This window comes from Bacteroides sp. 214 (genome assembly GCF_010501015.1).
In the GTDB taxonomy this organism is placed as follows: Bacteria; Bacteroidota; Bacteroidia; order Bacteroidales; family Bacteroidaceae; genus Bacteroides.
On sequence record NZ_QVML01000002.1, the window covers coordinates 104,155 to 118,659 of the forward strand.

General features: G+C 41.6%; 14 protein-coding genes. All 14 read right to left on the bottom strand.

Going from position 1 to position 14,505, the window contains the following annotated elements:
* Positions 1–221: 221 nt before the first annotated feature.
* Positions 222–989: an acyl-ACP--UDP-N-acetylglucosamine O-acyltransferase gene (lpxA, locus tag D0T50_RS02075; protein WP_163221494.1), complete on the bottom strand. Its 768-nt coding sequence runs from the start codon at positions 987–989 to the stop codon at positions 222–224.
* Between the two features lie 9 nt (positions 990–998).
* Complete coding sequence (locus D0T50_RS02080) at positions 999–2,384, bottom strand: bifunctional UDP-3-O-[3-hydroxymyristoyl] N-acetylglucosamine deacetylase/3-hydroxyacyl-ACP dehydratase (protein WP_163221496.1); 1,386 nt, start codon at positions 2,382–2,384, stop codon at positions 999–1,001.
* An 8-nt stretch (positions 2,385–2,392) separates the two neighbouring features.
* Positions 2,393–3,433 (bottom strand): UDP-3-O-(3-hydroxymyristoyl)glucosamine N-acyltransferase, encoded by a 1,041-nt coding sequence (lpxD, locus tag D0T50_RS02085; protein ID WP_163221498.1) that lies wholly within the window; start codon positions 3,431–3,433, stop codon positions 2,393–2,395.
* A gap of 132 nt (positions 3,434–3,565) precedes the next feature.
* Positions 3,566–4,804, bottom strand: a complete 1,239-nt coding sequence (locus D0T50_RS02090; protein WP_163221500.1) for an HD domain-containing protein — start codon at positions 4,802–4,804, stop codon at positions 3,566–3,568.
* A 9-nt stretch (positions 4,805–4,813) separates the two neighbouring features.
* Positions 4,814–5,635 (bottom strand): orotidine-5'-phosphate decarboxylase, encoded by an 822-nt coding sequence (pyrF, locus tag D0T50_RS02095; protein ID WP_163221502.1) that lies wholly within the window; start codon positions 5,633–5,635, stop codon positions 4,814–4,816.
* Between the two features lie 4 nt (positions 5,636–5,639).
* The gene (prfA, locus tag D0T50_RS02100) at positions 5,640–6,728 is read right to left on the bottom strand and encodes a peptide chain release factor 1 (protein WP_163221504.1); all 1,089 of its coding nucleotides are present in this window, start codon (positions 6,726–6,728) and stop codon (positions 5,640–5,642) included.
* 20 nt (positions 6,729–6,748) lie between these two features.
* A complete protein-coding gene (locus tag D0T50_RS02105; protein ID WP_163221506.1) occupies positions 6,749–7,915 on the bottom strand; it encodes an AIR synthase-related protein in 1,167 nt (388 codons plus the stop codon).
* Positions 7,916–8,362: 447 nt separating this feature from the next.
* On the bottom strand, positions 8,363–8,944 hold the full coding sequence (locus D0T50_RS02110) for a LemA family protein (RefSeq protein ID WP_163221508.1): 582 nt from the start codon (positions 8,942–8,944) through the stop codon (positions 8,363–8,365).
* Between the two features lie 40 nt (positions 8,945–8,984).
* The gene (locus D0T50_RS02115) at positions 8,985–9,899 is read right to left on the bottom strand and encodes a YgcG family protein (RefSeq protein WP_163221510.1); all 915 of its coding nucleotides are present in this window, start codon (positions 9,897–9,899) and stop codon (positions 8,985–8,987) included.
* Positions 9,896–10,864 (bottom strand): alpha/beta hydrolase, encoded by a 969-nt coding sequence (locus tag D0T50_RS02120; RefSeq protein WP_163221512.1) that lies wholly within the window; start codon positions 10,862–10,864, stop codon positions 9,896–9,898. Before D0T50_RS02120 ends, D0T50_RS02115 begins: the two co-directional genes overlap by 4 nt.
* Positions 10,865–10,875: 11 nt before the next feature.
* Positions 10,876–11,622, bottom strand: a complete 747-nt coding sequence (locus tag D0T50_RS02125; protein WP_163221514.1) for a shikimate dehydrogenase — start codon at positions 11,620–11,622, stop codon at positions 10,876–10,878.
* Between the two features lie 13 nt (positions 11,623–11,635).
* Positions 11,636–12,373: a bifunctional demethylmenaquinone methyltransferase/2-methoxy-6-polyprenyl-1,4-benzoquinol methylase UbiE gene (ubiE, locus tag D0T50_RS02130; protein ID WP_163221516.1), complete on the bottom strand. Its 738-nt coding sequence runs from the start codon at positions 12,371–12,373 to the stop codon at positions 11,636–11,638.
* Positions 12,374–13,321: a phosphoribosylaminoimidazolesuccinocarboxamide synthase gene (locus D0T50_RS02135; RefSeq protein WP_163221518.1), complete on the bottom strand. Its 948-nt coding sequence runs from the start codon at positions 13,319–13,321 to the stop codon at positions 12,374–12,376.
* 1 nt (position 13,322) lies between these two features.
* Positions 13,323–14,339 carry a PhoH family protein gene (locus D0T50_RS02140; RefSeq protein WP_163221520.1) on the bottom strand — a complete coding sequence of 339 codons (1,017 nt, stop codon included), beginning with the start codon at positions 14,337–14,339 and terminating at the stop codon, positions 13,323–13,325.
* Between the last annotated feature and the right edge of the window lie 166 nt (positions 14,340–14,505).

The following is a 14,505-nucleotide window of genomic DNA, read 5'->3' on the forward strand; positions in this document are numbered from 1 at the left end:
CGGAACAAAGCGTCAGTCCTTTTTGAAACTGTAAGTTGTGCCAACGCGTTGGCACTGTCGTGCCACCGTTGATGCACAGTACTGCCAATGCGTTGGCACAATTTTGCAAATGCACTGGCAAAAAGTGTGTTGTGACTTATACTAAAAGGTTTTAATTTGAAAAAAGCCATCTCATCATTGCGAGACAGCTTCTTCCTTATTACCTTTTATTGTATGTGTTTTTATTTCAGAATTCCTCTTTCCGAGTTGCGCACAAAATCCACAATGTAGTCCACTTCGGGGCATTTTTCTACTTCTGCTTCAATTTTCGCCAAGGCATCTGTGTTGTTCAGCCCGCTTTGATAGATAAGGCGATAGGCATTGTGTATCTTTTCGATGGTTTCGTTGCTGAATCCGTTACGACGAAGTCCTATTATATTAATACCGCAATATGCAATAGGCTCACGACCTGCTATAATATAGGGAGGGATGTCTTTACTTGAGCGACTTCCACCTTGCACCATTACATAACCACCGATGCGACAGAATTGGTGAAGTAAAACACTTCCGCTGAGGATAGCATTGTTGTCGATAATAACTTCGCCTGCCATTTTTGTTGCATTACCAATGATGCAGTTGTTGCCAACAATGGTGTCGTGTGCTACGTGTACACCTTCCATGAGCAAGTTGTTATTGCCAACAACGGTTTTTCCTTTGGCAGCTGTTCCGCGATTAATGGTTACATATTCGCGTATGGTGTTATTGTTGCCTACTTCAGCAGTAGTTTCTTCACCACGAAACTTCAAGTCTTGCGGAACTGCGCCTATTACTGCACCCGGGAAAATTGTATTGTTGTTGCCTATGCGACTTCCATAGAGAATGGTGGCACTGGACATTATTTTGTTATTGTCACCTATGACAACATTCTTATCAATAAATACAAAGGGAGCAATTTCTACATTTTCGCCGATAATTGCTTCGGGGTGTATTGATGCTAAAGGACTTATCATATAGAGTTGTTATTTGTTTTTAATTATTTGAGCCATGAACTCTGCTTCGCATACCACCTTTTCGCCAACAAAAGCATAACCTTTCATGGTCGAAATGCCACGGCGTATAGGTGCTAACAGCTCTACACGGAAAATTAGTGTATCTCCCGGAATTACTTTTTGACGGAACTTTACTCCATCTATTTTCATAAAATAGGTAGAGTAGCGGCTTGGCTCTTCCAATGAGTTAAGCACTAACAAACCACCAACTTGTGCCATAGCTTCTACTTGAAGTACCCCTGGCATAACCGGCTCTTCGGGGAAGTGCCCTACAAAGAAAGGTTCATTAGAAGTAATATTCTTTATACCAACGATGTAGTTGGCACCTATTTCTATCACTTTGTCTACCAATTGGAACGGATAGCGGTGTGGCAGTAATTCGCGAATGCGATTTACATCCATGATTGGTTCTTCGTTACAATTGTAAACAGGAGCTTGTACTTCGTGCAGACGGATTTCTTTCCGCATCTGACGCGCAAATTTGTTATTTATGGTATGTCCCGGACGTGTAGCTATAATTCTACCCTTGATAGGTTTGCCAATCAAAGCCAAGTCACCGATTACGTCAAGTAGCTTATGACGCGCACATTCGTTAGCCCATACCAATGGTTTGTGGTTTATGTATCCAATCTTGTCGGCATCCATGTGGGGGACACCCATTACGTCTGCCAGTTTATCATACTGCTCTTGCTCCATTTTACGCTCATAGATAACGATTGCGTTGTCTAAGTCACCTCCTTTAATGAGTCCGGCAGAAAGCAGCGGTTCTATCTCGCGTACAAAAACAAAGGTGCGACTATCGGCAACTTCATCTTTGAAATCTTTCATGTCTTCGAGCGTAGCATATTGATTGGGGATGATCATTGAATCATAAGATACCAATACATTCAGACTGAAGTTGTCGTCGGGTAGAACAGTTATGCACGAACCAGTTTTTTCGTCGCGGAACTCTATCTTTGATTTGATGATATAGAAGTCTTTCAAGGCATTTTGTTCTACTATGCCTACTTGTTCTATCTGCTCTACATAGTATTTGGCACTACCATCCAAGATGGGGAACTCAGGACCGTTTACTTCCACGAGGCAGTTATCAATACCTAGTGCATACAGCGCTGCCATGCCATGCTCTATAGTGCTAACTCTTGCACCTCCTTTTTCGAGTACTGTGCCGCGGGTGGTGTCTACCACATTGTCGGCAACTGCGTCTATGATTGGTTTGTTTTCTAAATCAATACGTTGAATTTTGTAGCCATGATTCTCGGGGGCTGGTTTGAAGGTTACTGTCAATTCAAGACCAGTATGCAATCCTTTTCCACTTAGTGAGAAGCTACCTTGCAGCGTTTTTTGTTTTAGCATCTTTATCTCTACTTTTTTATTAGTTTCTTTAGTTCTTCTATTTCTTTGCGCAGAGCGTTTACTTCGCTGTACATATCGGGTAGCTTTTTATAAACTACATATGATTTAGCGAATTGCTTTGCATCATATGCAGGTGATCCCAGAAAGGAAGAACCAGTATTAACGTTGTTCATCACACCTGATTGTGCAGCAAAGTTTACCTTGTCACCTATATTCAGATGACCAGCTAAACCTACCTGTCCACCAAACATACACCATTCTCCTACTTTGGTCGAACCGGCAATACCCACTTGCGCTGCCATTACTGTGTGCGAACCTATTTCGTTATTGTGTGCAATTTGTATCAGGTTATCTAATTTGGCACCACTATGAATGATTGTAGCGCCCATTGTTGCTCTATCTACACAGGTATTTGCACCTATATCTACTTTGTCTTCAAGAATAACGATGCCAATCTGTGGAATCTTTGTGTAGCCTTCGGCTGTAGGTGCAAAACCAAAACCATCTGCTCCAATAACGGCTCCAGAGTGAATGGTACACTCATTGCCGATACGGCAATCATGATAAATGCTTGCGTTAGGATATACAGTACAACTCTTGCCCATCTTCACACCATCACCAATGTATGTGTGCGGATAGATAAGTGTGTCGTTGCCTACTTCTACATTTTCTCCTATATATGCAAATGGACCTATATAAACGTTTTCGCCAAGTTTGGCAGTGGGGGCTACATAAGCCAATGGGTCTACTCCTTGTTTCTTGGGCTTACTTGCTTCATAGAGTGTAAGCAGTTTTGCCAAGCTCTCATATGCATTATCTACCTTGATAAGTGTGGCTTGTACTTCGTGTTCAGGAGTAAAATCTTTGTTTACCAACACAATGCTCGACTGTGTGGTATATATATAAGGTGTATATTTCGGATTTGATAAGAAAGAAATTGCTCCGGGCATTCCTTCTTCTATCTTAGCAAAAGTAGTAACGGTTGCATTTTCGTTTCCTATTATCTCCCCCTGGATAAAAGTTGCGATTTGCTTTGCCGAAAATTCCATAATTATATTTGTTTTAAGTGATTAACTTTATTAATTCCCTTGCCGGAAAAGTTACTCAATCTTATTGCTTCTTCTATTAAAACGCAAATAACGGACTTTTTTTTTATATATTAGCCTACCTTGCCGTATATTTTAGTTCTTTTCAGTAAGTCGAAGATAACAAATGTAGTACTTCTTTACCTTTTTTGAGAGTAAGGATATATTTAACATGTCCGATGCCTCAGCTATGTTTTTTACTGTTCCGTCATGATAAATGATATCTATACTGTCTTCTGCAGGGTCGTACATATTTTTTTCGTTGCTGGGTGTAAGCACAAAGTGGCAGGTTGCTTCTGATTTTGAGATACCAACCTGCTTGCTGATGCGTTCAGCCAACTTTTCTTTCCGCTCTTCATCAATGGGTTCGGTCGATATTTCTATCTTAAACATCTTGCGGTTAATAATGCCTTGGCTCAATGTCGATAGTGTTTTATCGGGATGGGAGCACCAGACTTTAACTGAAGTCCATATGTCATTATCGTCCAATAATGTGTAATTTTTCAAACATTCTGGATTTCTTAGGAATTTAGTTTTGTTTATTTTATTGTACAAAAAGAAGTGAAATGCCGGCGAAGCAAATAATTCAATTCCTTCTTCTGCTAAACTCTTTGCGCGACGAAGTGCCGAGATGAGCATTTGTTGGTAAGAAACCGAGGTCTTGTGCAAATAAACCTGCCAATACATCAATCTGCGTGCAGTGAGGAAATTCTCAATTGAATAGATTCCTTTTGATTCTACCACAAGTTGGTCGTCCTTTACATCGAGCATTTTGATGATACGCGCTGAACCGATATTTCCTTCGGATACACCAGTATAGAAACTGTCACGACGTAGGTAATCGAGTCTATCCATATCCAACTGTCCACTAACTAACTGATGCAGGAACTTCTTCGGATAGTTATCCGTAAAGATGCGAATAGCCAAATCCAACCTACCATTCAACTCTTGGTTGATTTGCTCCATGATCATTAGAGATATTTCTTCGTGGCGTATGCCGTCAATTAAGATGTCCTCAAGTACGTGAGAAAGAGCACTGTGCCCCACATCGTGCAATAAAATAGCTATTTGTACAGCTTCTGCTTCTGCGCTGGTAATCTCATTTCCTTTAGCACGTAAGTGTGTAATGGCTTCGCTAACTAAATAGAATGCTCCTAATGAATGTTGAAAGCGTGTGTGTTGTGCTCCCGGGTAAACAACAGAAGTAATCCCCATCTGTTTGATGCGTGTTAATCGCTCAAACAACGGATGTTGAACAATGGTGTAGATTACGCCTTCGGGTATGTTGATAAAACCAAATACCGGGTCATTTATTATTTTTCCTTTACCGGGCATTCTTGTTATTTACAGAGTCTTGAGCTGTACTGCCATTTCTGTTTGTACTTCTTTGGCAGCAACACGTGCGGCTTCGGCAAATTTTTCAGTTTTATCGGCGTAGATGATAGCACGTGATGAGTTAACCAACAATCCACACATGTTGTTCATTCCGTACTTACATACTTCTTCCAGTGAACCGCCTTGTGCACCTACACCGGGAACCAATAAGAAATGGTTGGGTGCCAGCTTGCGAATATCTTCAAACATCTTACCTTGTGTAGCGCCTACCACATACATCATCTGTTCGTCAGTAGCCCACGCTTGCGAGGTCTTTAATACTTTTTCGAATAAGCGTTCGCCATTTGCATCTTCCATTAACTGAAAATCGTGCGAACCTTTATTGGAGGTTAATGCTAATAGAATAACCCACTTCTCCGGATATAATAGGAAAGGTTTTACGCTATCTTCTCCCATGTAGGGTGCCACCGTAACAGAGTCGATATTGAGCTCGTCGAAAAATGAACGGGCATACATCTCGCTGGTGTTGCCAATGTCTCCACGTTTTGCGTCGGCAATGATGAATTGGTCGGGATAGTTCTGTTTGATGTAATTGATGGTTTTCTCAAAAGCAACCCACCCTTTCACACCGTTGCTTTCATAAAAGGCAAGATTGGGCTTATAAGCTACGCATAAGTCTGCGGTAGCATCAATGATGGCTTTGTTGAATGCAAATATAGGGTCTTCTTCACCTAGTAGGTGTTGTGGAATCTTTTTAATATCTGTATCAAGACCTACGCAAAGAAATGATTGTTTACGTAGGATATTCTCAAAAAGTTGTTTCTTATTCATGGTTTTATAATTCTGTTTCTTTCATTCGTTCCGCATTCTCAGCAATAATCAGCTTGTCTATCAAATCTTGAATGTTACCTTCTACAAAGTCGGCAAGGTTATATACTGTGTAATTAATGCGGTGGTCGGTGATGCGACCTTGGGGGTAGTTGTATGTGCGGATTTTTGCCGAACGGTCTCCGGTAGATACCATAGTCTTTCTTTTGGAGGAGATAGCCGACAAATGTTCTTGCATCGCCATGTCGTACAAACGGGTGCGAAGCATTTGCATGGCCATTTCTCTGTTCTTAAGCTGCGAACGTGTTACTTGACATTGAATTTGTATGCCCGATGGCTTGTGGTACAGTTGTACTTTTGTTTCTACCTTGTTTACATTTTGTCCTCCCGCACCGCTGGAACGAGCTGTTTGGAATTCTATATCTGCCGGATTGATTTCCACGTCTACCTCTTCGGCTTCGGGAAGCACTGCCACCGATGCTGCCGAGGTATGTACACGCCCTTGTGTTTCGGTGGCAGGTACGCGTTGTACGCGGTGCACTCCACTTTCATACTTTAGGGTTCCATATACATTATCGCCGGTAACGTTGAGGATTATTTCTTTGAAACCACCTGCGGTTCCTTCGTTGCTGCTTACCACTTCCATTTGCCAGCCTTTGGTTTCAATGTACTTGGCATACATCCGAAACAAGTCGCCTGCGAAGATAGCTGCTTCATCACCTCCGGTTCCTCCGCGTATTTCCATAACGGCGTTCTTGGAGTCTTCAGGATCGGCAGGGACGAGTAACATTTTGATATGTTCCTCTAACTCAGGTATGTGTTTTTCGCTACTTTCGAGCTCTTCGCGTGCCATTTCACGCATTTCCTGGTCTTGTTCGTTACCAAGAATTTCTTTGGCTTCTTCAATGTTGGCAAGGGTTTGTATGTATTCCTTGCGGGCTTTCATCAAGTCGTCCAGCTCTTTATACTCTTTGGTTAATTTTACGTAGCGTTTTTGATCAGCTATAACAGAGGGGTCGGTAATGAGTGTCGAAACTTCTTCAAAACGGCTAACCAATCCTTCCAGCTTATCTAATATGTTGTTGTTATCTGCCATTATTTCTTCTTAATCTTTGTTTAGTAGATGAATTCGCCGAATTCGCTTTTTATAATAAGCTCTTTGCGGTTGCTTTCCTCTACTCTTCCCACAATCTGCGCATCAATATTGAATGATTTAGAAATGTTTATTACTTCTTCTGCATGTTCGGGTGCAAGATAAACTTCCAGCCTATGTCCCATATTGAATACTTTGTACATCTCTGCCCAATCTGTGTTACTTTGCTCCTGAATGGTTTTGAAGAGTGGTGGGACGGGGAAAAGATTGTCTTTAACAATGCGAACTTCATCCACAAAGTGAAGAATTTTGGTTTGTGCACCTCCCGAGCAGTGTATCATGCCGTGTATTTCTCCGCGAAGTGCATCGAGTAACTTCTTAACAACTGGTGCATAGGTGCGGGTAGGGGAGAGTACAAGTTTTCCTGCATCCAATGGAGAACCTTCTACCGCATCGGTCAGTTTCAAACCACCTGAGTAAGAAAGTTCTGCCGGAACGGCTGCATCGTAACTTTCGGGATATTTCTCTGCGAGGTATTTAGCAAATACATCGTGGCGTGCCGAAGTTAGTCCGTTACTACCCATACCACCGTTATATTCTTTTTCGTAGGTAGCTTGTCCGTAAGAGGCAAGTCCCACAATAACATCTCCCGGGCGAATATTGGCATTGTCAATCACTTCGCTACGTTTCATTCTACAAGTCACGGTGCTATCTACAATGATGGTACGCACTAAGTCGCCCACATCTGCAGTTTCGCCACCTGTGGCATATACACCTACGCCCATTTCGCGCAGCTCGGCAAGCAGTTCGTCGGTGCCGTTAATAATTGCGGAGATTACTTCGCCGGGAATAAGTAATTTATTTCGCCCAATGGTTGATGATACAAGAATGTTATCTACCGCACCCACACAAAGCAGGTCGTCGATGTTCATGATGAGTGCATCTTGAGCGATGCCTTTCCATACGGAAATGTCGCCTGTTTCTTTCCAGTATAGGTAAGCTAACGACGACTTTGTTCCCGCGCCATCAGCATGCATAATGTTGCAGTATTCGGGGTCTCCACCCAGTATGTCGGGTATGATTTTGCAGAATGCTTTTGGGAAAATACCTTTATCTATGTTCTTGATAGCGTTATGAACGTCTTCTTTAGAAGCCGATACGCCTCGCATCATATAGCGTTGGTTGCTCATAAATGGTTTGATTTATTTTCAATTTGCTGCAAAATTACATTTTTTTTAGCAGGACTCAAAGCGAAGTTATAAATAAGAGTAAAGACTACTTGTTCTTTCTTTTTTGTCAAGAGTAAGTTTATGGATTATTAACGAAGCCAGAACCTTTTTCATTCAGAAAGCATTACTTTTTGCTACTTTACTTGAAGAAGATATTTTTGCAGTGTGTTTTAGATGGAAACAGACTCTAATCTTATCACGTTTGCACTTTGTTTTTGTTCGGAACTGACTTTGTTTTTTTAGCAAAACACCTTGTTTGCAGCTGTTTGAGGTGGATAGTCATAAAAAAAGCAGAAAAGCCGGTGACTTCTCTGCTTGGAATGGATTAGCTGAAAACTAATTCATGATTTCTTCTACGAAGATACGAAAAAACAAACCTGTTTGCAAGTGTTTCGGAGTAAATCTTCTTTAAAACTCTACAGTTGGCGCGTGTTCTGTTCCTTCAGCTGCTTCAAAGTATGGACGTTTTTCAAACCCGAAGAGACCTGCCATAATGTTCTTTGGGAATTTACGAATAGCAGTGTTGTAGTTACGTGCAGTTTCGTTGAAAGAATTGCGGGCTACATTAATGCGATTTTCTGTTCCTTCGAGCTGTGCCTGAAGCTCCAAGAAGTTTTGATTTGCTTTCAGATCGGGGTATGCTTCCGACACAGCAAGTAGTCTTCCTAGTGCCGCACCTATTTCGCCTTGTGCTTTTTGGTAGTTGGCAATCGCTTCGGGAGTTAAGTTGCTGGGGTCAATGGTTACCTGAGTTGCTTTAGAACGGGCTTCCATAATACCTTCTAAGGTTGATTGTTCGTGTGTGGCATATCCCTTCACGGTATTTACTAAGTTAGGGATAAGGTCGGCACGACGCTGATATTGATTCTCTACCTGCGACCATTGCGTACTTACATTTTCTTCCATACTTACCATACCGTTGTAGGAACTTGCTCCCCAAATACCCAATACGATTACGATAACAATAAGAATAATCACTGATTTTTTCATGTTTGTTGTATTTTTAATTGATAAAACGAATTATGTTATTTTAGAATCTGGAACCTGCTCCACCACCGCCTCCACGTCCTCCGCCAAAGCTACCTCCACCAAAACTTCTGCCTCCACCGCGACTTCCACCAAGTCCTCCGCCAATGATGGGACCAAAGCCACCGCCACTGCCATGATTGCTGTTGTTGCTGTGTTGTACTTTCCGTACCACTTTATGGCCACAGTTTTGACAGGTAAAGGTAAGCTCTTCTGTTCGTACGCCCTTTACCACCGATAAAATTTTACTATTGGTGCGTTGCAATGTGTGTTTTTTACAGTTCGGACACTTTTTTTTATGACGCTCTACGAGAAAAGAAAGGGTTATTACAACTATCATTCCAATGAAGAAGAGCATTGTGATTAATAGTATTTCTGTGTCTTCCGAAGTCCATTCGTCCTCATCGTTCTCCATCGAACCATCCAAACGTTTGTACACAGCCTCTATACCAGCGATCATACCGTTGCTCCAATCGCCGTTTTTCAGGTAGGGAATCATCTCTTGGGTTTGTATGCGTTTGCATATAGCATCGGGTAAATCTCCTTCCAATCCGTATCCGGTATAGAACTGAACACAGCGTTGATCGGTCACAAGTAAAATTACCAGTCCGTTATCTTTTCCTTGCTTACCTACACCCCAATCGTTGAGTAGGCGATGCGAGAATTCAAAACAATCCTCGGAACCGATCGAGGGGAGTACAGCAACAACTGTTTCGATACCTGTTTCTTGTTCCAATTGATAAAGTATATCGTCCATTTGAGTACGTGCCTCATTAGAAATGATGTTCTCCGGGTCGCACACATAGCGTCTTGCGTCTTGCAAGTGTACCTTAGGGATATTGTTCGTAGTATACACTTTCTGCGCAGTGACACTCAGTGATATGGCAAACAAAAGTAAGATGGTATATAGCTGTCTCATTGTTTATCTGGGTATTCTTTTCTGTTGTACTTTTCCAAAAAGTCTCTTACGCGCTCAGTGTATTCTTCCGGATACATTTGGTAAGATTTTGCATGTGGCGCATTGGGAACAATCCAAAGTTTATTATTACCGGACTTAATCTCATAAAGTTTATGAACCATCCAGCAGGGCACATAGTCATCGGCTTCTCCGTGAATGAAGAACATAGGTAGCACACAGTTGGTTAATTGATTCAGTGCCGAGGCTTCTTTAAAACTCCAGCCATATTTGTTTTGGCAAATCTCATCTGCTATATATAATAAAGGAAAGGCAGGTAGGTGAAACTGTTCACTCAGCTCCTTACCGAACTGATCCCATACGCTGGTATAACCACAGTCTTCAACAAAACAATTCACATAGGTAGAAAGTTCTTCTCCTGCCACCATCATTGTTGTTGCCGCTCCCATAGAGATGCCATGAACTACCATATCTGTATCTCCTCCGAAGATACTATCGGCAACATGCATCCATTGCATTACGTCGTAGCGATCTTTCCATCCCATCTGAATAGCTTCACCTTCGCTCAATCCATGATTCTGTAAGTCGGGCAAAAGAATGTTATAACCGAGTTTGCTATTAAACATATAGCCAATGTGTAGCATGCGAATGGCATTATCTTGGTATCCGTGTACTATGACAGCGGTTTTATTTGTGGGTTGTGCAGCAGCTACATAGAAGGCATGTAATCTCTTCCCTTCTTCGTTGGTAATATAGAGCTCTTTGTAGACGGTATCAGTACGCAGACTATCGAGCCAAGACGTTATCCACGGATAGGAATTGGACATATAGGTATAGGATGCCTCAACGTCTTTTCCTCTATGATTGGGTGTCAGCGCATAATCAACAAGGAAGAATCCTCCTCCCACCGATCCCAAAAGAACAACTAAGAGAGTAATGAGCAAACCATATATTACCTTCTTTTTCATAAGGATGATTGCTATTCGGGCTTATTCCAAATATCCCAAGCAGCGAAAGCTTGCAACAGTAGCATTTCCAATCCATTCTTGGTGGTAGCTCCTTTAGCTTCTCCCTTTTTCATGAAAAGGGTAATATTGGGATTGTATATCAAGTCGTATAATAAATGGTTGGGTGTGAGTAGATCGTACGGAATGTTTGGGCAAGTATCCACATCGGGGTACATACCTAAGGGTGTACAATTAACAATAACGGTGTATTCTTTCATTATTTCGGGTGTAAGCTCACTATAAGTAATAACTCCTTTATCGGCCGTACGTGAAACATACACACCTTCTACACCCAATTTCTTTAGTCCATGAAACACAGATTTGGCTGCTCCGCCTGTTCCTAATATCAAAGCCTTTTTGTGGTGTGGATTCAACAGAGGTTCAATGGATTGCATGAAACCAATGATGTCAGAATTGTATCCCACCAGCTTTACTTTTCCTTTAGTGCGGATAATCTTGATGACATTAACTGCACCGATGGCTGCAGTGTCTTTATCCAACTCTGTAAGGTAAGGTATTACTTGCTCCTTATAAGGAATAGTAACATTCAATCCGCATAGGTTAGGATTCTCTACCACAATTCGTGTAAACTCGGAGATACGAGGTATTTCAAAGTTAATGTATTGCGCATCTATTTTTTCTGCGCGAAACTTTTCATTGAAATAACCAATGGAGAAAGAGTGTCGTAAGGGGTAGCCAATTAAACCATACTTTTTCATAAAGCTATATTCATTATTTAGTTGCTGTATAAAGCGTGCATATTCCAAATGTAAGGCGTTTGAAACTCACTTCGGCAAAACCTGCTCTACCAATAACTTCTTGCATAACCTCGCCTTGCGGAAATGCTTTAATCGTATTGGGAAGGTATGTATAGGCGCTTTTATCTTTAGAAATAAGCCACCCTACTGCAGGAATTACCACACTCGAATAAATGGAAAAGAGTTGTTTCATAGGAAATTTATCAGGAACGGTAAGTTCTAAGATAACTAGATGTCCGCCTCTTTTCAGTACGCGATACATCTCACTCAATCCTTTATCTAATTTGTCGAAGTTACGAATGCCGAATGCAACTGTTACGGCATCAAAGCTTTCGTCATTAAAAGAAAGTGCTGTGCTATCTTCATGTGCAAAAGAAACACGTCCGGATAGCCCTTCTTTTTCTACTTTTTCTTTGCCCACTTGCATCATTCCATCGGAAATGTCGGTACCAATCACTTCTACCGGATTAAGTTTACGACAAGCTAGGATAGCAAAATCGCCGGTTCCTGTCGCAATATCCAATATCCTTTGAGGTTGAAAGGGCTTTAGAAACGCTATTGCGTGGCGTCTCCAGCTGCGATCAATCCCCAAGGAAAGAGTGTGATTAAGGCGGTCGTAAACAGAGGCAATGTTATCAAACATCTGCGCTACTTGTTCCGTCTTCTTTCCGTTATCACCATATGGTTTGATGTTTTCTTGAGCGTAATTCATTTATTTTGTTTTCAAGAAATCGTTGATGTTTTTCTCGATGCGCGAAAGAATGTCTTCACTATTGGCTTTTACAAATTTTTCGCCTACAATATGCTCGTACAGTTCAATGTATCTTTCGGAAACAGATTCTACATAAGCTTCGGTCATTTCGGGTACTTGCTGACCAGCTTTACCCATGAAGCCATTGTCCATCAGCCATTGGCGCACAAATTCTTTGGAGAGCTGTTTTTGTGCTTCACCCTTAGCAAACTTCTCTTCGTAACCGTCGGCATAAAAATAACGCGAAGAGTCGGGGGTATGTATTTCATCTATAAGGTATATCTTACCATCCTTCTTACCGAATTCGTATTTGGTATCCACCAAAATAAGCCCTTTATCGGCAGCCATCTCTGTACCGCGTTGGAATAGAGCGTAGGTGTATTGCTCCATTTGTTCGTAATCTTCCTTGCTAACGATGCCTTGTTTGAGAATTTCTTCTTTGGAAATATTTTCATCGTGTCCTTCGTCGGCTTTGGTTGTTGGTGTAATGATAGGTGTAGGGAACTTTTGGTTCTCTTTCATCCCGTCAGGCAAAATTACGCCACACAGATTACGGTTGCCTGCTTGATACTCTCTCCATGCGCTTCCGGTAAGGTATCCGCGAATAATCATTTCAATACGGAAGCCTTCGCAACGTACACCGACGGTTACCATGGGGTCGGGGCTCGCAATCTTCCAGTTTGGAACGATGTCTGCGGTAGCATCTAAGAACTTGGCGGCAATTTGGTTTAATACTTGTCCTTTGTATGGGATGCCTTTGGGTAATACTACATCAAAAGCAGATATACGATCGCTTGCTACCATAACGAGCAAGTCCTCTCCAATACTATATACATCACGAACTTTACCGTGATATACATTCTTCTGACCGGGGAAATTGAAGTCTGTTCTTACTAATGCTTTACTCATATTATAATGTTTTAAGTATTTGGGTGGATTGATTTTTTAGAGTTTCTTGTTCAGCTTTGCGCTGCTCACGCTCGGCTTTTATTTCTTTGTCAAACTTTTCGTAGGCATCTACAATGCGTTCTACTAGTTTGTGGCGCACAATATCTTTCTTGTTTAGCTCGATAAAAGCAATGCCTTTTACATGTTTCAGTATACGGATAGACTGTACTAAGCCCGATGTCTGCGAGGGTGGGAGGTCTATCTGTGTTATGTCTCCCGTTACAATCATCTTGGTATTTATACCCATGCGGGTAAGGAACATCTTGATTTGCTGGGAAGTGGTATTTTGTGCTTCGTCGAGAATAACCACCGCATCATTCAGTGTCCTTCCACGCATAAAGGCGAGCGGAGCAATCTGAATTACATTTTGCTCCATGTACTCTTTCAGCTTAGCTGCGGGAATCATATCCTGCAGTGCATCATACAGTGGTTGCAAGTACGGGTCTATCTTTTCTTTCATATCGCCAGGTAGGAAGCCAAGCTTCTCGCCAGCTTCTACTGCGGGGCGGCTGAGGATGATTTTTTTGATTTCTTTGTTTTTCAATGCACGCACAGCAAGGGCTATTGCCGTATAAGTCTTTCCCGAACCGGCAGGACCTACAGCAAAGATCATGTCGTTCTTCGCAAAGCCTTCTACCAGCTTTTTCTGATTTTCACTACGAGGAATAATGGGTTTTCCTGTTGTGCTGAATACAATTACATCGCCCGATTTTTCGGCTTGTGGGGCATTTCCTTTGATGATGTCAACAATGACATCTTCTTTAAGCGAATTGTATTCGTGGCAATGTTTCTCTAACTTTACGATGTGCTCCTCAAAAGCAGTCATTTCTTTTTCATCCCCAAGCACTTTAATAACGTTACCGCGCGCTACAATACGCAGCTTTGGGTACAAAGCTTTAATGAGTTGCAAGTTCGTATTGTTGATTCCATAAAAAACAACAGGATCTATTTCCTCAAGTACAATTAGCCTTTCTATCATGCAAATCTGTTTTTTAGTCACTTTTGGGGTCTAAAAAAACCAAAAGTTGTGCAAATTTAATCAAACGTTCTAATTCTTATCTCATATCCGACAATTAATTTGCACTGTACTTTTACAAAAAGAACAAAAAAAATACCTTTGTGCGGAATTTAAGAAGAAAGACAAC

What these genes read in the sequence shown, in the direction of transcription:
- lpxA (WP_163221494.1), bottom strand. Translation starts at nt 989, where the DNA reads ATGATAAGTCCTTTAGCATCAATACACCCCGAAGCAATTATCGGCGAA.
- D0T50_RS02080 (WP_163221496.1), bottom strand. Translation starts at nt 2,384, where the DNA reads ATGCTAAAACAAAAAACGCTGCAAGGTAGCTTCTCACTAAGTGGAAAA.
- lpxD (WP_163221498.1), bottom strand. Translation starts at nt 3,433, where the DNA reads ATGGAATTTTCGGCAAAGCAAATCGCAACTTTTATCCAGGGGGAGATA.
- D0T50_RS02090 (WP_163221500.1), bottom strand. Translation starts at nt 4,804, where the DNA reads ATGCCCGGTAAAGGAAAAATAATAAATGACCCGGTATTTGGTTTTATC.
- pyrF (WP_163221502.1), bottom strand. Translation starts at nt 5,635, where the DNA reads ATGAATAAGAAACAACTTTTTGAGAATATCCTACGTAAACAATCATTT.
- prfA (WP_163221504.1), bottom strand. Translation starts at nt 6,728, where the DNA reads ATGGCAGATAACAACAACATATTAGATAAGCTGGAAGGATTGGTTAGC.
- D0T50_RS02105 (WP_163221506.1), bottom strand. Translation starts at nt 7,915, where the DNA reads ATGAGCAACCAACGCTATATGATGCGAGGCGTATCGGCTTCTAAAGAA.
- D0T50_RS02110 (WP_163221508.1), bottom strand. Translation starts at nt 8,944, where the DNA reads ATGAAAAAATCAGTGATTATTCTTATTGTTATCGTAATCGTATTGGGT.
- D0T50_RS02115 (WP_163221510.1), bottom strand. Translation starts at nt 9,899, where the DNA reads ATGAGACAGCTATATACCATCTTACTTTTGTTTGCCATATCACTGAGT.
- D0T50_RS02120 (WP_163221512.1), bottom strand. Translation starts at nt 10,864, where the DNA reads ATGAAAAAGAAGGTAATATATGGTTTGCTCATTACTCTCTTAGTTGTT.
- D0T50_RS02125 (WP_163221514.1), bottom strand. Translation starts at nt 11,622, where the DNA reads ATGAAAAAGTATGGTTTAATTGGCTACCCCTTACGACACTCTTTCTCC.
- ubiE (WP_163221516.1), bottom strand. Translation starts at nt 12,373, where the DNA reads ATGAATTACGCTCAAGAAAACATCAAACCATATGGTGATAACGGAAAG.
- D0T50_RS02135 (WP_163221518.1), bottom strand. Translation starts at nt 13,321, where the DNA reads ATGAGTAAAGCATTAGTAAGAACAGACTTCAATTTCCCCGGTCAGAAG.
- D0T50_RS02140 (WP_163221520.1), bottom strand. Translation starts at nt 14,339, where the DNA reads ATGATAGAAAGGCTAATTGTACTTGAGGAAATAGATCCTGTTGTTTTT.